We start from the raw sequence: 19,256 nt of genomic DNA on the forward strand, positions 1-19,256 counted from the left end.
GATTTTTACCTTATGATTTTAATTTATCCCAAGATATCTTTTTAAAATAATAGTGGCTGAAATGCTATCTAGCCTACCATCTCGTTTTGTATTGTTGTAAATTTCACTAGCTTCGCTACTACTAAAGGCTTCATCTTGATAGACAATATTTGCCTTTACATCAAGAAGTGAGACAAAATGCTCGATGCGTCTTCTCATCTCATCTTCGCTACTACCGCCGATTGGCACGCCCACTACCAGCGTATCTGGGGCATATTCATTTACCTTTTGACTCACATCTCTTGCGGCTTGGTTTCTATTTTTTCTAAGCACTGGCTCAAGCGGCGTCACGACCTCGCCAAAACCAAAGGCAAGCCCTATTCGCTTTAGCCCAACATCAATAGCCATAAATTTCTCTCTCATAGCAAGCTCTTTACTCTTAGATTTGAAATTTCAACTAGTCCTTCAAGCTCGTACTCATAGATGATATCGCCAAATTTTACTAAAACTTCATCAAGACTTACGCCATTTTTACAAAATTTTAAGATCTCATCACTAGTTTTTTCTTGCTCTTTAATCTTGCCAAAAAGTGAAGCAAATTTATGATAGTCATCGATAAGCTCGGCTTTTTTATTTGCAAGCAAAAAATTTGTTCCATCGCTTTCACCCATGCGCTGTGGCAGTACATAAACTGGAATTTTAAGCTCATTTGCAAGCCTCGCACTTTGCATAGAGCCACTTTTAAGATCAGCTTGCGCGACGACTAGAGCTTCACAAAGCCCCACAACTATGCGGTTTCGCTCCAAAAATCTATAAGCAAGTGGCGGCTCACCTTCATCATACTCACTAAGTGCCAAGGCTTTGGTGTAAATTTCATTTATCGCCACTTTATTTTGGCTTGGATAGATGGTGTCAAGTCCGCTCGCAAAAATGCCAATCGTTCGTGGCATAGCAGCTTTATGAGCTGCAATATCAACGCCGATAGCTCCACCACTTACCACGCATATGTTTGCACTTTTTAGCGCTGCGCAAAGTGCCGCGACACACTCTTTTGTATAAACACTTGCCTTTCTTGAGCCAACAACTGCGATCTTTGGTAAGGATAAAAGTGAAGTATCTCCGATAAAATTTAGCTGTTTTGGTGGATTTTTTAGTCTTTTTAACGGCTCTGGGATAAAATCAAGTCTCATAAAATATCTTTTAGATAAACCACATCAACATCTTTTAAAAGATTATTTTTGCTCTCTTTTATCACTGTGATCGTATTTTTCTTTGGATGCCCGATGGCGATCGCATAGCCTCTTTTTTTGGCCAAATTTACAGCAGCCACAAGCTCACGCCTAACAGCACTAGCCGATGGATCGTCGTCTAAAAATATATCTCTTGAAATGTATGGCTGATTATGTTTTTTTGCAGCTCTTGCTACTGCGGTTTGAGCAATAGTTTTACTATCAACAAAGATAAAGCCCTGCTCTATCAGCGCCCTATAAGCTTTATCCATAGCGTCAAAATCGCTTGTAAAGCGCGATCCTGTGTGGTTGTTTGTATATTTTGCACGTGGGAAGTCTTTGCGTATCTTTTTTATCTTCTCAAGCATGCTCTCAAAACTCTCGTTGATCGTGAGAGTGCCTATCTCTGGACTATCAAAGTGTTTCGCTTGCATCGGAAGATGTATCATATAAAACTCAAATGTTCTTGCGATATTTGGCGTATCTGGATGAGTCTTTGTCGCTGGAAAAATAGACGGCGTGATTTTTAGGCCAAGTGATTTTATCATACTTGCATGTTCAAATGTCGCCACATCGTCTATTATGATAACGAGCTTTGCGCGCCCTTTTATGCTGGCATTTGGCGTAAAAGGTACCGCTTCAAAGCTATCTTTTTTTATATTCTTTTCTTTATACTTTGTTTTTTCTATCTTTTTAGTGGTTAAATTTTCAGCTTTTTTAGCTGACTCGACTTTTGTGTTCTCGCTTTTGAATTTTTCTTTTTTTTCTATTTCAGTGCTTTTATTTTGATCGACTTTTGCTTCAAAATTTTGAGGTTTTAACTCGGTTTTTTGTTCGACTTTTGAGCTATAAAATGGCTCTATCTTTTGTTCATTTTCTATTACACTAGGCTCTGTGTTTTTATAACTTGCAAGTAAATTTTTAGTATCGTTTTGCTCTTTTTTTATCTCTTCTTTTTTAGCTTCACTCTTTACTTCAGCTATCTTTTTTTGCTCTTTTGGCTCAACTTTTGAATTTAAAGCAAGCTCACTTTTATGCTTAGGATCAGTAAAAATTTTACTTAAATTTTCATCTTCATCAAATTTTAGAGGGTATTTTCTCTTTTCGTACTCTTGTTTTTTCTCTTTACTGGCAAACTTTGGCTCAGTTTTTTTAGAAATTTGCTTCTCTATCTTTGGCTCATTTGTTTTGCTTAACTGCTCTGTACCATTATTTTTTATACTAAGGGCTACGCTAAGTGCTATTATCAAAATAGCTGCGATAATGCCGATACCAAGATAGGTTTTATTGTGAGAGCGACCTGCACTATTTTTTATGGGTCGCTTCTTTGCAGTCTTTTTTTCGCTCAAGGCTTAGTTTTTATTTTGATCTATAAGTTTGCCGTTAGTTATCCAAGGCATCATCGCGCGAAGTTTTTTGCCAGTTTGATTTAGCAAACTTCTCTCAGCTATACCGCGTTCAGCGTTCATTCTAACATATCCTGCTTTTCTCTCTAGGATAAAGTCTTTTGCAAATTTGCCATTTTGAATCTCTTTTAAAACTTCTTTCATAGCTTTTCTGCTCTCTTCGCCAACTACTCTTACGCCGCTTACGTAGTCGCCGTATTCAGCTGTGTTTGAGATAGAGTAGCGCATATCAGCCATACCACCTTGATACATTAGATCAACGATTAGTTTTAGCTCGTGCAAGCATTCAAAATAGGCCATCTCAGGCTCATAACCAGCCTCTACAAGTGTATCAAAGCCAGCATTTACTAGCGCGCAAAGACCGCCACAAAGAACAGCTTGCTCACCAAACAAATCTGTTTCAGTTTCATCTTTAAATGTTGTCTCAATGATGCCAGTTCTACCGCCACCTATACCGCAAGCATAGCTTAGAGCGATCTCTTTAGCCTTTCCGCTTGCATTTTGCTCAACAGCGATAAGATCAGGTATGCCGCCACCTCTTACAAATTCGCTTCTAACTGTATGTCCCGGAGCTTTTGGAGCGATCATGATGACATCTATATTTGCTGGAGCTTTTATCTGGCCAAAATGAACGTTAAAACCATGTCCAAACGCGATAGCAGCGTGATCTTTTAAATTTGGTTCGATCTCATTTTTATAAATTTCTGCTTGAAGCTCATCTGGAGTTAAAATCATAACCACATCAGCGCCTTTTGTAGCTTCACTTACGGTTTTTACCTCAAAGCCTTTTGCTTCAGCTTTTGCCCAGCTTTTGCCACCTTTTGAAAGGCCAATCACAACGCTTACACCGTTATCTCTTAAATTTTCAGCATGTGCATGACCTTGTGAGCCAAAGCCGATGATTGCTACTTTTTTACTTTGAATAAGGCTTAAATCGCAGTCTTTATCATAATAAACATTTATAGCCATTGTTACTCCTATTATTAAAATTTGGCGAAATTATAACTTTAGCCAGCAAAAATTCGGCTGAAATATACAGAAACTCTTTTTAAGTTTTATGATAATTTATTTTGATAAAATACGCTGAAATTTCAAAAAAAGAGATAACTCAATGAATGAATCAGTTTTTAAAAAAATCAAAGCACTTCCACCATTAGATGACACAGTTATACAAATTCAGCGCTTACATGCGGACGAAAATAGCTCAATAAGTGATCTTACAAAAGTGGTCGAAAAGGATCCGATGCTAACAGCAAATATCTTGCGTTCAGCAAACTCTCCACTTTATGGGTTTTCTCAAGAGATCACAACCATCGCAAGAGCTATTTCTCTTTTTGGTATGGCTACTATTCGAGGTTTTGCACTTTCAAGTACGATTAAAAAGAGCTTTTCTATAAATTTAGAGCCTTATGGCATTACTACACAAGATTTTTTAAATATCTCGATAATACAAAATGCACTGATGTACAATTGGCATTCTAAAGTTAATCCTAAAAGTCTAGAAATTCTCTCTCCAGCTTCATTTATGCTTGAGATTGGCAAGATAGTTCTTGCTCATGAATTAGCCGAAAATAAGCAAGACGTCGAATTTAGAGAAAAACTTAAAAATATATCTAGTCCAATCGATCTTGCCCTATTTGAAACAGAAATTTTAGATATGTCAAATGAAGAAGTTACAGCTAAAATTTTTGAACAATGGAACCTTGAGACGGAGCTTAGTAGCTCGATACTCTATTCAAATAATCCAGAAGAGGCACCAGATCATATAAAAGATTACGCAAAAGCCCTAAAAGTGATAAAAACAGCTGTAAATATCTTTAATCAACTTGATGATATAAGCATACAAAATACTCTACCTCTTCTTGACGAATACGGCTTTGGACATGATACGTTTTTAATGGCTGTCGCTAAAGTCAAAGATAATTTGTGAAAGAATTTCTAACCTCACTACTAGTTGGCATCAAGGAAAAAGAAGTTTCAAACGAAGATAAAGAGATTTTACGAAATCTCTTAAATCTTGGTGCCGTAAGCTCTCATAAAGATAAATTTTACCTAAACAATGGCTACGTCTGCGGCAAGCTATACATCAGTCAAAACGCAACTGGCTTTATCATGCCGTTTGATAAACGCTTCAAGCAAGACATCATTGTTGAAAATAAAAATTTAAACAACTCTCACCTTGGCGATATCGTGTTAGCAAAGCTTTTGCCGCTTAAGAAAAAACGCCAAAGTGCTAAAATAGTAATGAGCCTAAAGCTTGCAAATGAGACAAGTGTGGTCTATACAAAACGCTTTGGAGCGGCCATTTTAGGTGTAAATTTAAAAACTGGACTAAGCACTACCTTAAAAGCGACGCAAAAAAGCCTAAAGATGCTTCCTCTTGGGACGCTACTTAAAATAAACAACCTAAACAACGAGATAGTCGAGGTTTTAGGAAATTTAGACGATCCGCTAAGTGATGAAAAAATTTCGCTTGCTATTTATAATAAAAACAATAAATTTAGCGAGGCTTGTGAGCTTGAGGCAAAGGCTTTTGGCGACGAAGTCGATGCTAGCATGTATCCAAATAGAGTTGATCTAAGAAATTTAGAGTTTTGCACGATCGATCCAGTCGATGCCAAAGACTTTGATGACGCCATATATTTCGATGAGAAAAAGCGTGAAATTTACGTCGCAATTGCTGATGTAAGCGAGTATGTGACCGCATATAGCGCCATTGATAGTGAAGCTAAAAAAAGAGGCTTTTCTATATACTTTCCGCACATCTCAGTGCCGATGTTGCCACGCGCGCTTAGTGAAAATATTTGCTCGCTAAAGCCAAATGTACCGCGCCTTGCATTTTGTTTTAAAATTTCACTTGATGCGAATAATGAGGTAAAAAAAGAGGAGCTTTTTGAAGCGATCATCCTTTCAAAAAGGCGCTTTAACTACGACGAGATCGATGAAATTTTAGAGGGCAAGAGAGAGTGTGAAATTTCATGGATCAAGCCACTTTTTAAACTCACCACAAAGCTTCGCAAAAAAAGGCTTTTGCACGCATTTGACTTCAGGACAAAAGAGCTTAGAATGAGCCTTGATGAAGAGGGTCAAATTTTACAAACTAGATTTGAAAGCGACTCCAACTCGCACAGATTAGTCGAAGACTGTATGCTTTTAGCAAATAAAGCTGCCGCAAAGCTCATCACAAAGGGCGTTTTTAGAAACCACGCATCGCCTGATTTTAAAAAGATAGATACCTTGCTTGAGGACCTACAACTTCTGGGGCTTGACTTTACCTACGAGAGCGACCTTGCAAATTTGATAAGAAAGATCCAAATAAAAGCCGATGAACTTGGTAACCGCGAAGAGATAGATAAGCTCATCATCAAGTCCCAAAAAAAAGCTGAGTACTCAAGTGAAAATTTAGGTCACTTTGGGCTTGGATTTGATAGATACACGCACTTTACAAGCCCTATTAGACGCTATTCTGATCTCATTTTACACAGACTTTTAAAGGCTAAAATTTCAAAAGATGACAAGCTTTACAACTTTTTGCTTTTAAACATCCAAAGCACCTGCGCAAATTTAAGCGAGCTTGAAAGAGAGGCCGACAAGGTAGCCTACGACTTTATGGATAGGAAATTTGCACGCTGGGCAGCCGCAAACATCGGCAAAGAGGTGCGCTGCTATGTGAGCGAAAACCAAAATGTCTTGGTTGCTAAGCTTGATGATTATTTTGTCGGAGCTAGGATTTTTATAACAGGATACAGCGCAAATTTACTTCAAAAGCTTGTCGTAAAGATCACAGAGGCTGATATCGCGAGCGCTAAAATTTTTGCAAAAGTGGTAAGAAAGATCGATGTATAGAAAAGATTTGGAGCTAAATTTAGCAAATGCAAATTTAAGCAACTACTTCTTACTTTTTGGGGCGGACGAGTTTCAGATCGAGCTCTTTGGCAAAGAAATTTTGAGCTTTTACTCTAGCGAAGATGCGAATTTATTAAGCCTTTATTTTGACGAGTACAACTACGCGCAAGCAAGCTCTCACCTAGGCGAACAGTCACTTTTTGGCGGCAAAAATATCCTTTATATAAAAAGCGATAAAAAGATCCCAGCAAAAGAGCTAAAAGAGCTCATCTCACTTTGCTCAAAAAGCCAAGATAATTACTTTTTATTTGAACTTTATGAGTCCGACATGAAACTAGTTTTTGATACGCAAAAGGCATTTGGGACAAATTTTGCCAGATTTTTCAAGCCCTCAACTCCAGATGAAGCGATAAATTTACTAGCCAAAAACTCAGCCAAAATAGGACTAAACATAACTAAAAACGCACTTTATGAACTTTACTTTACGCATAATGAAAATTTATACCTTGCAGCAAGCGAGCTAACAAAGCTAAAGAGCCTAAACACACACATCGAACAAGATGATGTAAAAAGGCTAGTTTTTGGACTTGGCGGGATAAATTTTGATGATTTTTTTAATAAATTTATGGCTCTAAAAGATATAAAAAACGACTTTTTTACCTATCTAGAAGATCCAAATTTTAATGAAATTTTACTTCTAAACTCGCTTTACAAAGCATTTTTTAGGCTATTTAAAATTTACTCTTATATAAAGATAAATGGTCGCTTAAATTTAGATGAGGCGATTGGTTATCAACCGCCTGTAAATGTTGCAAATTTATTAAAAACAAATAGCTTAAAACTAAATTTAAACGCCTATTTAGAGATATTTAAAACGCTAAATTTAGCCGAGCTAGAGCTAAAAACAAACACAAAAATGGATAAAGAAATTTTTGTATTATCAACCATTTTAAATTTACAATATCTCATATCAACAGCAAATATTAAGTAACTTTAAGCTAAAATCCACCCTTGCTTAAAGCAAAATCCTTGCTCACAAAGTGAGCTAAATATCCATAAGGAGAAGAAATGAAACATTACGAGCTTTTATTTATTCTTAAGCCGACATTAACGGAAGAGGAAGTTAAAGCTAAAGTTGACTTCGTAAAAGAAGTTATAACAAAAAATGGTGGCGAGATCGCTACTGTCGTTGAGATGGGTACTAGAAAACTAGCTTATACCATCAAAAAATACGAGCGTGGAACATACTTTGTTATCTATTACAAAGCACCACCAGCGCTTCTTGCAGAACTTACAAGAAATGTAAGGATCACTGAAGATATAATAAGATTTTTAAGCGTTAAATATGAAAATAAACGCGAAATCGCAGCTTGGGAAAGACTTTGCAAAGGTATCAAACAAACTATAAAAAAAGAGCCTCGTGAGCCAAGAGCACCGCGTGAGCCAAGAGTTGAAAAAGTATACGAGCAAACTTTTACAGAAGAATAATCAAGGATAAAAAATGTTCAATAAAGTAGTACTGGTTGGGAATTTAACAAGAGATATCGAGCTAAGATACACTACTAGTGGATCTGCTATAGGAAATTCCGGTATTGCTGTTACTAGAAAATTTAATACTAACGGCGAAAAACGTGAAGAGACATGCTTTATTGACATATCGTTCTTTGGCAAATCAGCTGAGATAGCAAATCAATATTTAAGCAAAGGCTCCAAACTTTTGGTTGAAGGAAGATTAAAATTTGATCAATGGACCGACAACAATGGACAAAACCGTTCAAAGCACTCAATTGTAGTTGAAAATATGGAGATGCTTGGCGGAAATAGCGGAGCTAATGGACAAAGCCAAGGTGGATTTAATCAAAATAGTTCGTACTCACAACAACGAAATAATGGTTCAAATAATAGCTATGGCAATGGTGGATATCAAAATTCAGCACCACAAAGACAGCAAATGCAACCACAAAATAAAAAAGTACAAGAAGAGTACTATGAGGAGAAAATCCCTGATATAAACATTGACGCCGATAATTTTGATGGCGACAACGAAATACCGTTTTAATTTAAAGGATAGAAAATGGCAGAAAAAAGAAAATATTCACGTAAATATTGCAAATTTACAGAAGCAAAAATTGATTTTATAGACTATAAAGATACTTCTCTTTTAAAGTATTGTTTATCAGAAAGATTTAAAATTATGCCAAGACGTTTAACTGGCACATCAAAAAGACATCAAGAGATGGTAGAAAAAGCGATCAAAAGAGCTCGTCATGCAGCCATCATACCTTACATAGTAGATCGCAAAGATGTAGTTTCAAATCCTTTTGATGGACTATAATTATTAAACTATTAAGCCCCTATTAACGGGGTTTAATCCTAATCTTAAATATCCTAGATTCATGTTCTTATAGATTTTTATTTATTGACTGCAGTTTAAAATATTTTTCAAGCACTATCTATAATTTTGGTTTAACTTACACGAGGCAATTAGAATTTATTCAGGTGGACATCTCAAATATATGCTGTCTTTAAATAACTCTATAGCATCAATTTATTAGTTCAAAATAATTTATTTAGCCATATATACAATCAATATCGTTAATCTATATTATTCACAATTTTTACCACGAATCACGCATCATCTATCGTATAGCAATAGCTGTCCACATAATGCTAAAAGACAAGGTACTTAAATGTAAATAAACTTTATTCAATAAATCCAATATTCATCCATTTGGTGTTCATATATCTTGCAAGTGGTATTTATCATGTATTTTTCAAATCAACTGATGCCAAACCAACCTAACCATGCAACCATGTTAGCTAAAAACAAATTTTAAGCATCCTTTTCTTGACATGCAATAATGTTTTTTGTATAATCTCAATTCTTTTTTAAGCAAATGTCTTGCTAGCTCAGTCGGTAGAGCATCTCACTTTTAATGAGGGGGCCGTTGGTTCGAATCCAACGCAGGACACCATTTTTGGGTTTATGACCCTTTCGTCTAGTGGCTCAGGACTCTACTTTCTCTGTGTAGAAACAGAGGTTCAAATCCTCTAAGGGTCGCCAGATATTTTTTAAATTTTAGGTCGCTTAGCTCAGTTGGTAGAGCGCCACCCTTACAAGGTGGATGTCATAAGTTCGAGTCTTATAGCGACCACCATTTTAGGTGCAGCGGTAGTTCAGTTGGTTAGAATGCCGCCCTGTCACGGCGGAGGTCGCGGGTTCGAGCCCCGTCCGCTGCGCCATCTCTAAACCTTAGTTTAAGGTTATTATAAATTTTCTTATTATTGAGTGATAAAATTTAGATTTTAAGATTATTAGTTCTAAAATTAGGCTTTATAGTTTGTATTATGTTTTTTGCCTCGTTAGCTCAGTTGGTAGAGCATATCACTCTTAATGATGAGGTCGTAGGTTCGAGGCCTACACGGGGCACCATCCATTTGGCCCATTCGTCTAGCGGTTAGGACACCAGCCTCTCACGTTGGTAACACGAGTTCGAGTCTCGTATGGGTCACCATTTTTCTAATCCTTTTTTCTTTTTAATTTGCTACACAGAAATTTTTATAGAAAATTTCTTAAAAATGTATACTTATTTGCTTGGCAAATTGCTATTAAAAACGTAAAAATCAATTTTTATAATATTGTGCTTAATGAGTGTGTATTAAGCGATAAATTCTAGAAGTTAGCTTGTAGTAAGCTAAAAAAATCTTTATAAATATAATAAAAGTACATCATAGAAACGTGATTACATAGCGTTACAAGTTTTTTGCTTTGATCTACTGGGCAAAATTCATTAAGTATTTTTAATTTTTAAGCTTATAAATCGTAAAACAGCCTACATTTGTTAATAAAGAAAGGTGCTTAAAATTTAAGATCATACCAGCCAGGATTCATGCGTAAAAATATATTAGGGCTTAAGATAAAATATAGTTCTTTTTATAATATAAAGAGCATTTGATGGCAATATAGAAAATTAAATACGTAATTAAAGAAAGCTTGGCTTAAATAGCAAAAATAAAGCCTACTAATTTTAAACTTAAATATAAAACTAGCAAAACAAGCTATCTTTTTGTATTTAGTTTTTGCCTATCATATCAAGCTTAGCTTTGCAAGCATCTTTATACGGGCTTACAAAATTTGAGTCAGAGCACTCATTTAAATAAGGCCTAGCCAACTTAAACTGCTTTTGTCTTATATAAATTTCGCTTATCAAATTTAAAGCGTGTAAGCGATCTTCTGGCTCAAGCTTCATGTTTAGTATAAATTTCGCCTCGTCAAGCGCCTCATCTAGGTTATCTGTCTTTAATGAAGCTTCTGAGTAGTTAAAATTTATCTTTGGCGAAAATGTATTTATCTTGGCTTTTGTTTGTAGCTCAAGAGCTTTTTTAGCATACGTTGTAGCTATGGCGTAGTCATTACTTTTTATCGCATAGTCACTTATGGCTGTATATGCTTCGATAATCTTAAAGTCTTGGCCCCTTAGCTGCTCGATAGCGCTTATGGTTGAGATCGCCTCCGTAAAGCGTTTTAATGCAAGCAATGAGTAAAACCTGTCAAAAAGAGATGGTGTTGGATCTGAGTATTCGATTGATGAGCCAAGTGAAAGCGCGTCATTTGCAGCAATGATCGCATGCTCGTAGTCTTTATTTTTATATAAAATTTTGCTCAAATTTACCAGCCACTCGACCCTATCTTCTAAATTTTCATCTTTTGCATGAGCTTTTGCCAGCTCAAGTGCATCGTTGTAGCGGGCCGTTCTGTAATAGCAGTTAAAAAGCTTAAATTGTGGTAATGAGATTTTATTTATATCGTAGTTTTCAAGTAAATTTATAACAGCCGTGCAATCATCTTTTATAAAATACTCTTTTGTAAGCTCTAGCGCAGCTTCATTTATCAGCTCCATTGCCTTGCTTAAATTTCCATCTTTTGCCATGGTTTTGTAAGATAGTGCATCGGAGAATTTACGCTCTTTAATATCCAGCTCAAGCTCGCTTATTAGAGCCTTTTGGCTAATATTTGTCCCAGCATATTTTTCAATTAGCTCTTTATATCTAGCATGAAGTGCAGTAGCATTTTTATCTTTTTCTTCAAAAAATAACCCATCTTTTGCTTTAGTCACCTCATCGATATAATCACCATATTTAAACTCTGTCTCATATCTATTTAAGTATTCGTATGCTTTTTTCTCATCTTTTGTTTTGGCTAGATTTAGTGCTAAATTTTTTAAAGCAACTTCATAAAAATCTTTCGTTCTATCGCTATTATTTATCAAGATTTCATAAATTTTAGCAGCCACATCAGGCATATCTTTACTTGCGAATGTGGTTGCAAGATTCATCGACTTTGTTGGGTTATTCATAAAAAATTTTTCATTCGCATTTGCGATTTTTAGTATAAATTTCTTTGCTTCATCAAATTTTTCTTTATCAATATTTGCATCAGCTAGGCTTAGTGCTGCTCTACTTGCAAGGTCGATGTCGTTTGTGGAGTAAAGCACTTTTTCATAGTCTTTTAGCGCCTCTTTTTGTCTGCCTATCTTGTAGAGATAATCAGCATAATCAAGCACTGCAAGTTTCGTAAATTTTGAGTTTGCATGCTCTTCGTTTAAGATATCAAGCATATATTTTGCATCACTTGCGATGCTATCTTTTAGGTAGGCTCTAGCGATTAGGTAGAGCACCTCTGGATAGTTTTCATCAGATGGGAATTTTCTGATCCAAGCCCTACCTTCACTTACGATATCTTTTGGCTCGATCTCTTCAAACTCATTTTTTGTCTCAAAAATTTTATCAAGAGCCCTTAGGCGAAATAGTAAAAATTCACTTGAAAAAAGGCTATTTGGATGCCTTTTTATCGCTGTTTGAGTATCTTTTACTACATTTTCATAAGCGCCTTTTTCATAAGCTCTTTTTATACTTATGTAAATATCAATGTCATTACTATCAAGTCCAGCAATAGGGGCTTTGTTAAGATCAAGCGCTCCGATACTAGGATTTAGCATATCTTTAAAATCAGGTTTAAAATTTAGCCCAGACTTTCTCTTATTATTTTCACTGAGTGAAGTATCTATGATTATGCTAAAGTGTTTTGAAATGGTTGTTTTTGGGCTATCTTGTACGTTTTGGCTACTATAAAGCTCAGTTTTTATATTTAGCAGTTTTGACGGTGCTTTTGGCATTATGACGATAAAAAGCTTGCCATCTTGCTTTTTATATTTTATATCCATTAATGGCAGTGTCGTATCTTCAATTTTTGGCAAAATTTCATCATCTAGCATGCATACATAGCGTTTGGTGTCGTAAGCTAAAATTTGCTCCACGCATTCAAATTCTTGCTCATCGCTTAGCTGAAGAACGCTATAAGGTTTATCACCATTTGCGCCGCTATTTAGGCTAAGATTAAAAGCGGTTAGATAAAGCGGAAAAAATAAAATAATTAAGAGCTTTTTCATGCCGCAATTATAGTTAAATTTTCTAAAATCCTGAAGCAAAGACAAAATGCTCAATAAATTCCAAAATCGCTCCAGAAAATAAAAACGAAAAGGCCGTTCCAGCTACCGCAATGCCAACAATTACTTTTAGCGCCATCGAGATATTTGCGGTGTAGAGATTTTTATCTTTTACGATCGGCTCTTTTAAAAACATAAAGACGATTAGCTTTAAATAGTAATAAATCGCAATGGCAGAATTTATCATGATTATAACGCTAAGAACGACGTAATCAGACTTGATAAGCGATGAGATAAGCACCATCTTGCCCCAAAAGACGCTAAAAGGCGGAATGCCAGCAAGAGCGATCATAAAAATTCCCATTATCACAGCGTAGCTTGGTAAAATTTTTATAAGCCCTGAAAATTTCTCAAATGGATGTTTAAAGCGCTTATCCCAGCAGACTACATCGTCGCACCTTGCAACCCAAAGCATAGAAAATGCACCCAAATTTGCAAACAAAAACATGATCCAGTAGAAAAACAAGGCGACATTTGCCTCGTGAGAATTTGCCACAAGCGCGCAAAGTACGACACCAGCGTGAGCTATCGAGCTAAAAGCAAGCATTCTTTTAACATCTTTTTGCACTAGCGCCATGATGTTCGCAAGGCTCATCGTAAGCACGGCGATGATGTAGAGCATATCTTTTATCCACAAAATTTGTGAACCCTCAAGCATCGCGAAAATTCTTAACGCGACGATAAAAGCTGCCACCTTTGGCACGATCGACATATAGCCAGCAAGTGGGGCATTTGAGCCTTCATAAACGTCTGGTATCCATGTGTGAAATGGTATGAGTGAGAGCTTAAAACCAATGGCAGAGGCAATGAAAACACAGCCTAATAAAATGATCAAATTTTGATTTAGGCTAAGATCTTTTATCACAACGCCGATACGAGCGATATCTATTGAGTTTGTCGCTAGATAAAACATCGCTATCGCCATCGCAAAAAAGCCAGCTGAGAGCGAGCCCATAGCAAAGTATTTTATGGCAGCCTCAACGCTTTTTGCCTTGTTGTGAAGGGCGATTAGCGTATAGAGGCAAAGCGAACTGATCTCAAGGCCTAAAAAGATTATGAGTAGGTTATTTGAGCTCACCATAAATAAAAATCCAGCTATCATAAACAAAAATAAAGCGTAATACTCGTAAATTTTATACTCAAAATACTCTTTTGTGCTAAGTGCAAGCGGGATAAAAAGGGCTGAAGCGATGAGGATGATGACTTGAGAAATGACCGAAACGCCATCAACTAAAAGCATATTCCAAAAGCTAAGGCTAAGACCGTTAAAATCAAGTATTAGACCCAAATTTACAAATATTGCGATGATACAAAATACGCAGTAGAAATTTCTTGAAAGATCTTTTTTTATGGTGCCAACGATTAAGATAAAAAGCGCAAAGATTATCATGCTAAGCATCGGAGCAACCGAAAATAAAGAAATTTCTTTAAAGTCTAAAAAGGCTATTTTGTTCATAGTTTGCTCCCGCCATTTAAAGATAAAATTTTATCCTTTGTATCGCTATTTACGGCTCTAGTTTGCATTTTATTTATGATATTTTGCACGCTTGGCTCAAGTGGTTTTAGGATTAAATTCGGAGCAACACCAAGAGCGATTATGAGTAAGCAAAGCGGCACAAGAGCGGCTAACTCTTTAAAATTTAGATCTTTTAGGCTTAAATTTTTCTCCTTGCACTCGCCAAAAAAGACCCTTTTATAAAGCACTAGCATATAAATAGCGCCCACGATGATGCTAAAGCCACCAAGTAGCGCAAAGAGCTTGTTTAGCTTAAAGACGCCAAGCAGGCTCAAAAACTCGCCTACAAAGCCAATCGTTAATGGCAAACCAATGCTTGCAAGAGTTGCTATAAAAAATATAAGCGCATACTTTGGCATAACCTTAGCAAGGCCACCAAATTCGCAAATTTCTTTGGTGTGAGCCCTCTCGTAGATGACGCCAACTAACAAAAATAGCGCGCCACTTACGATGCCGTGGCTTATCATCAAAAATATTGAGCCACCAAGGCCTATTAAATTTAGTGAAAAGATGCCAAGCATGATGACGCCCATGTGTGAAATGGAGCTATAAGCGATCACTTGCTTCATGTCGCTTTGTGCGTAGGCAACAAGGGCTGCGTAGATGATCATGATGATAGCTATGACGCAGACAAAGCCGCTTAAAATTAGGCTCGCATCTGGAAAAAGTGGAAGTGAAAATCTCACAAAGCCGTAAGTACCCATCTTTAAAAGCACGCTAGCAAGCAGCACTGAGCCGATAGTCGGAGCCTCTCCGTGTGCATAAGGTAGCCACGTGTGAAACGGAAATAGCGGAGTTTTGACGCCAAAAGCGAAGAAAAAAGCTAAAAATAGCCAAATTTGAGCACTTTGTCCGATGCCAAGCTTGTACCAGTCAAGCAGGCTAAAGCTAAAGACGCCGCTTTTTTGATAGCACAGATAGCCGATAAAGATGATCGCTACTAGCATAAAGACAGAGCCTAAAAATGTATAGATGAAAAATTTAATCGCAGCGTAAATTCTATTTTTACTACCAAATGCGCCGATGATATAAAGTAGCGGTATGAGGCTAAGCTCCCAAAAGCTATAAAACAAGATCATATCAAGCGCGCTAAAGACGCCCATCATCGTGCTCTCTAAAAAGAGCACGCTAATAATTAGGTGCTTTAAATTTCCATCATCGCTAAGTGCGGCGATAGAGATGAAGCTCATAAATGCACTAAGTACGATAAGTGCTAGCGAAATGGTGTCGATGCCGACAAAATAGCTGATATTTAGGCTTGGTATGAGCGAGACTTGATGCGTTAAAACAAAGTCATAACCCTGAAAATCGACATTGATGCAGATAAAAATGGCTAGCAAAAGCTCGATCAGCGCGATGCTTGCTCCATAAAATTTTATGCTTTTATTTTCTATTAAAAAGCCAAGTATTGCGCTTATTGCAGGGAAAAATATGATGACACTTAGCATTATTTGGCTCCATTTAATAAAAACATAAAGCTTAAAAGCAAGGCAAATCCTGCGACCATAAATCTAAGCATGATGCTTAAGTCGCCACTTTGCATTTTGTTTGTTAAATTTGCAAATTTATTTAGCACCGTTGCGACTAGATCGACACTACGATCGATTATCATCTCATCAATCTTTTTACAAATTTGTGAAATTAACGTATAGCCATTTATGAAAAATTTCTCATAAAATTTTGGGATAAAGTAGACATTTTGTAAAATTTTATAAGCTCTGCTCTCACAAATATTCTCTTTAAAAATTTCTTTTTTATAGGCAAATACTGCAAAGCCAGCGCTTGCTAGCACTAGACTAAGTGTTAAAATAAGTAAAATAATTTCGCTGCTGTGAGATAAATTTAGCGGAAAATCTTTTAAGCTTTTTTCTAAAAACCCACTAAAGTTGCTCCAAAAAAAGCCACTTATGACTGAGAGAATTCCAAGTACGCCCATGCCAGCTAGCATATAGTTTTTAGCTTCATGCACGTGTTTCTCGCTCTTTGGCTTTGTAAAAAAGACGAGCATAACGAGTCTAAAGCTATAAAATGCCGTAAGCATTGCACCAAATAGCAAAATAACCCACAAAATTTGATTCTCACTAAATGCAACCTCTAAAATTTTATCCTTCGAGAAAAATCCAGCAAATGGATAAAAGCCAGCCAGTGCGCAGCTCGCGATGATAGAAAGGAGTGCAGTTGGCTTCATAAATTTATATAGTCCGCCCATTTTTTTGATATCTAGCTCGTCATTCATCGCGTGCATGACGTTGCCAGCGCACAAAAAGAGAAGTGACTTAAAAAATGCGTGCGTGACAAGGTGAAAAAGTGCAATCTTATAAGCGCCAAGCCCAGCTGCTACAAACATATAGCCAAGCTGCGAAAGCGTCGAGTAAGCGATGATCTTTTTAAGGTCATTGTGTACTAGCGCGATGCTTGCTGCAAATATCGCTACAAATGCGCCAAGGCAAGCGATAAAATGCGATACTTCAGGTGCGTTTATAAAGATAAAATTTGCACGTATCACTAGATAAACGCCAGCTGTTACCATGGTCGCAGCGTGGATGAGTGCTGAGACTGGAGTTGGCCCCTCCATGGCATTTGCAAGCCAAGTGTGAAATGGAAACTGCGCGCTTTTACCCATGGCACCTATAAAAAGAAGTGTGGCAATAATGCCTAAATTTAGCCCATAAAAGTCGGCTCTAGCGTTAAAAACCTCGCTAAATTTAAGTGAGCCAAAGCTATAAAATATATAAAAAATGCCAACAAGCATCGCTAGATCAGCCACTCTGTTCATCACAAAGGCTTCATTTGCAGCGACGTTTGCACTAGGCCTTTTATACCAAAAGCCAATGAGTAGCCACGAGCAAAGCCCAACGCCCTCCCAGCCAATAAATAGCCCTATAAAGTTATCGCTTGATACAAGGACATTCATGCAAAATACAAAAAGCCCCAAGTAGCTAAAAAAGCGGTTAAAGCTCGCATCGTCTTTCATATAGCCAACTGAGTAGATGTGCACGATGCTTGCGACCACGCCAACGGTGCTAAGCATAACAAGGCTAATGGCATCAAGATAAAAGCCAAAATTTAAATCCAGACCACCGAAATTTATAAATTCTTTTAGTGATAAATGCAGTGGCTCATCTATGCCAAGGCTGGCTGCTAGCATGAGTGAGGCAGTTGTGCTAATAACCATGAGAAGTGAGCAAAAAACACCAATTAGTAAATTTTTACTGCTATGCGAAAAAAGTCCAGAAACGATAAAGCTAAGAAGTGGAAAAAATAGTGAAATGCAAAATAAAGTCATCTCTTAGCCTTTCATATTTGTCATCGAATCTAGGCTAATGCTGCCAGTCTTTTTATACCAAAGCACCAGTAAGCCAAGCCCCACGGCGACTTCGCTAGCAGCGATAGCCACTATAAAAAATGCAACTATTTGTCCAGTTAGATCAAAGTGGTATTTTGAAATGGCAGCAAGTGCGATATTTGCCGAGTTTAGTAAAATTTCACTTGAGAAAAATAGCATGATCAAATTTCTTCTTCGCATTATGCCAATTAGCCCTATGACAAAGACTAGACTTGCAAGGATGAGATAGTGAGTAAGTCCTATCATAGCATCTCCTCTAGCGTATTTTGAGTATTTAGGTCTTTGTGTATCAAGATAATGCCAGCAACCATTGCCACAAGAAGCATTACAGCACACATCTCAAAAGCGATCAAATACTTGCTAAAGAGCAAAATTCCAATAGCCTCGATATTGCCAAGCTCGCTAGCAATGGGACTTAATCCATCAAATTTTGCACCATAAATAGGAGCTAAAAATATAAATATCAAAAGAAGCGCTATAAAGCTACTTAAAAGATAGATGGTGATCTTTGCTTTTTTGCTACTTTTTGGCTCACATTCTTTACTGCTATCAAAAAACATCATCGCAAATGCGTATAAAACGACCACAGCACCTGTGTAGACTATTATCTGCACTACGCCTAGAAATTCCGCTCCAAGTAAGAAAAATATAGCCGAGATAAAGACCATGCCAGCAGCTAGCGCAGAGACTGCATTTAGTGCGTTTTTACAAAATACGCTAAAAGAAAAACTAACTAAAACCAAGGCGCTAAAAAGATAAAATGCAAAGCTCTCATACATCTTTTGCCCTTTTAAAATTTATACTACTCATCACTGTTTGTCTCATTTTCATTTTCGCTTATAAATGCATTTGGTGTCTTTTTAATTAAGTTATCAGCATTTTTAGGAAGTGCGCCATAGCCTTCAAACTCACTTTGATCTTTTAAAAATTTATCCTTTGTCAAAAATTCATCTTTTGTGCCAAATATAATCCTGCTCTCGCTAGCAACTTCGTACTCTTGCCCGCAGACTATCGCAAGCTCAGGACAAACATCAGCGCAAAATCCACAATAGACGCATCTACTTAAATTTATCGAGTAGCTTGCGACCTTTTTGCGCCCATCTTCGCCAAGTGAAGTCTTCATCGAAATACAGTTGCTAACGCAAATTTTCTCACATAGCCCGCATCCAATGCAACGTTCATTTTCACTTTCAACAAATTTCAAAAGCTTGTGAATGCCTCTGTATCTAGCGTTTAGCTGCATCTTTTGCATAGGATATTTTAAAGTATGTGACTTACTAAAGAGCATCTGCTTTATCGTGACTTTTAGTCCGATCAAAAGATCAGGCTTAAATGTGGCAGTGATGAAATGCTTAAATTTATCAAACGTACTCTTTGGCTTTAACTTTTCATCTATTAAAATATATTTTTTCTCACTCATTTTTCGCC

Annotated in this window: 17 protein-coding genes and 6 tRNA genes; 12 read left to right on the forward strand and 11 right to left on the reverse strand. The window is 36.8% G+C overall.

Annotated features, from left to right (window positions below):
• Window positions 1-18 precede the first annotated feature (18 nt).
• From ruvX to ilvC, 4 genes are read right to left on the reverse strand one after another with little or no spacing between them, the layout of a single operon-like run.
• Window positions 19-402, reverse strand: a complete 384-nt coding sequence (gene ruvX, locus CYP64_RS00595) for a Holliday junction resolvase RuvX (protein ID WP_103648290.1) — start codon at window positions 400-402, stop codon at window positions 19-21.
• Window positions 399-1,169, reverse strand: coding sequence for a DNA-processing protein DprA (locus CYP64_RS00600; RefSeq protein WP_103648291.1), 771 nt, complete (start codon window positions 1,167-1,169; stop codon window positions 399-401). Before CYP64_RS00600 ends, ruvX begins: the two co-directional genes overlap by 4 nt.
• A complete protein-coding gene (locus CYP64_RS00605; RefSeq protein WP_103648292.1) occupies window positions 1,166-2,557 on the reverse strand; it encodes a divergent polysaccharide deacetylase family protein in 1,392 nt (463 codons plus the stop codon). The genes CYP64_RS00600 and CYP64_RS00605 overlap by 4 nt, the downstream gene beginning before the upstream one ends.
• Window positions 2,558-2,560: 3 nt before the next feature.
• Complete coding sequence (ilvC, locus tag CYP64_RS00610; RefSeq protein ID WP_054196937.1) at window positions 2,561-3,583, reverse strand: ketol-acid reductoisomerase; 1,023 nt, start codon at window positions 3,581-3,583, stop codon at window positions 2,561-2,563.
• 142 nt (window positions 3,584-3,725) lie between these two features.
• On the opposite strand from ilvC, the gene CYP64_RS00615 reads away from it, so the two are divergent.
• The 12 genes from CYP64_RS00615 (at window position 3,726) to CYP64_RS00670 (ending at window position 9,975) form a co-directional block, all read left to right on the forward strand.
• The gene (locus tag CYP64_RS00615; RefSeq protein WP_021091523.1) at window positions 3,726-4,544 is read left to right on the forward strand and encodes an HDOD domain-containing protein; all 819 of its coding nucleotides are present in this window, start codon (window positions 3,726-3,728) and stop codon (window positions 4,542-4,544) included.
• Window positions 4,541-6,460, forward strand: a complete 1,920-nt coding sequence (locus CYP64_RS00620) for an RNB domain-containing ribonuclease (protein WP_103648293.1) — start codon at window positions 4,541-4,543, stop codon at window positions 6,458-6,460. The genes CYP64_RS00615 and CYP64_RS00620 overlap by 4 nt, the downstream gene beginning before the upstream one ends.
• The gene (gene holA, locus CYP64_RS00625) at window positions 6,453-7,451 is read left to right on the forward strand and encodes a DNA polymerase III subunit delta (protein WP_103648294.1); all 999 of its coding nucleotides are present in this window, start codon (window positions 6,453-6,455) and stop codon (window positions 7,449-7,451) included. The genes CYP64_RS00620 and holA overlap by 8 nt, the downstream gene beginning before the upstream one ends.
• A gap of 77 nt (window positions 7,452-7,528) precedes the next feature.
• Window positions 7,529-7,948: a 30S ribosomal protein S6 gene (gene rpsF, locus CYP64_RS00630; RefSeq protein ID WP_103648295.1), complete on the forward strand. Its 420-nt coding sequence runs from the start codon at window positions 7,529-7,531 to the stop codon at window positions 7,946-7,948.
• 13 nt (window positions 7,949-7,961) lie between these two features.
• Window positions 7,962-8,519 (forward strand): single-stranded DNA-binding protein, encoded by a 558-nt coding sequence (locus tag CYP64_RS00635; protein WP_103589590.1) that lies wholly within the window; start codon window positions 7,962-7,964, stop codon window positions 8,517-8,519.
• Window positions 8,520-8,534: 15 nt separating this feature from the next.
• A complete protein-coding gene (gene rpsR, locus CYP64_RS00640) occupies window positions 8,535-8,795 on the forward strand; it encodes a 30S ribosomal protein S18 (protein WP_021091467.1) in 261 nt (86 codons plus the stop codon).
• Between the two features lie 564 nt (window positions 8,796-9,359).
• Window positions 9,360-9,435 (forward strand) — tRNA-Lys (locus tag CYP64_RS00645).
• 13 nt (window positions 9,436-9,448) lie between these two features.
• Window positions 9,449-9,524 (forward strand) — tRNA-Glu (locus tag CYP64_RS00650).
• Between the two features lie 18 nt (window positions 9,525-9,542).
• A tRNA-Val gene (locus CYP64_RS00655) sits at window positions 9,543-9,618 on the forward strand.
• A gap of 8 nt (window positions 9,619-9,626) precedes the next feature.
• Window positions 9,627-9,703 (forward strand) — tRNA-Asp (locus CYP64_RS00660).
• A gap of 114 nt (window positions 9,704-9,817) precedes the next feature.
• Window positions 9,818-9,893 (forward strand) — tRNA-Lys (locus CYP64_RS00665).
• Between the two features lie 7 nt (window positions 9,894-9,900).
• Window positions 9,901-9,975: transfer RNA gene (locus CYP64_RS00670), tRNA-Glu, on the forward strand.
• Between the two features lie 558 nt (window positions 9,976-10,533).
• Here CYP64_RS00670 and CYP64_RS00675 read toward each other — a convergent pair.
• Genes CYP64_RS00675 through nuoI form a run of 7 tightly spaced genes read right to left on the reverse strand, consistent with a single transcriptional unit; the run spans window position 10,534 to window position 19,248 of the window.
• The gene (locus tag CYP64_RS00675) at window positions 10,534-12,963 is read right to left on the reverse strand and encodes a tetratricopeptide repeat protein (protein WP_181001660.1); all 2,430 of its coding nucleotides are present in this window, start codon (window positions 12,961-12,963) and stop codon (window positions 10,534-10,536) included.
• Window positions 12,932-14,422 carry an NADH-quinone oxidoreductase subunit NuoN gene (gene nuoN / locus CYP64_RS00680; protein WP_103648296.1) on the reverse strand — a complete coding sequence of 497 codons (1,491 nt, stop codon included), beginning with the start codon at window positions 14,420-14,422 and terminating at the stop codon, window positions 12,932-12,934. The genes CYP64_RS00675 and nuoN overlap by 32 nt, the downstream gene beginning before the upstream one ends.
• A complete protein-coding gene (locus CYP64_RS00685) occupies window positions 14,419-15,930 on the reverse strand; it encodes an NADH-quinone oxidoreductase subunit M (RefSeq protein WP_103648297.1) in 1,512 nt (503 codons plus the stop codon). Before CYP64_RS00685 ends, nuoN begins: the two co-directional genes overlap by 4 nt.
• The gene (nuoL, locus tag CYP64_RS00690) at window positions 15,930-17,768 is read right to left on the reverse strand and encodes an NADH-quinone oxidoreductase subunit L (protein WP_103648298.1); all 1,839 of its coding nucleotides are present in this window, start codon (window positions 17,766-17,768) and stop codon (window positions 15,930-15,932) included. The genes CYP64_RS00685 and nuoL overlap by 1 nt, the downstream gene beginning before the upstream one ends.
• A gap of 3 nt (window positions 17,769-17,771) precedes the next feature.
• Window positions 17,772-18,074: an NADH-quinone oxidoreductase subunit NuoK gene (gene nuoK / locus CYP64_RS00695; protein ID WP_085657926.1), complete on the reverse strand. Its 303-nt coding sequence runs from the start codon at window positions 18,072-18,074 to the stop codon at window positions 17,772-17,774.
• Entirely contained in the window at window positions 18,071-18,607 is a 537-nt protein-coding gene (locus CYP64_RS00700; protein ID WP_103577234.1) for an NADH-quinone oxidoreductase subunit J, read from the reverse strand. The genes nuoK and CYP64_RS00700 overlap by 4 nt, the downstream gene beginning before the upstream one ends.
• A gap of 23 nt (window positions 18,608-18,630) precedes the next feature.
• A complete protein-coding gene (gene nuoI, locus CYP64_RS00705; RefSeq protein WP_103648299.1) occupies window positions 18,631-19,248 on the reverse strand; it encodes an NADH-quinone oxidoreductase subunit NuoI in 618 nt (205 codons plus the stop codon).
• Window positions 19,249-19,256 lie beyond the last annotated feature (8 nt).

This window comes from Campylobacter concisus (assembly GCF_002913945.1).
Classification (GTDB): Bacteria; Campylobacterota; Campylobacteria; order Campylobacterales; family Campylobacteraceae; genus Campylobacter_A; species Campylobacter_A concisus_P.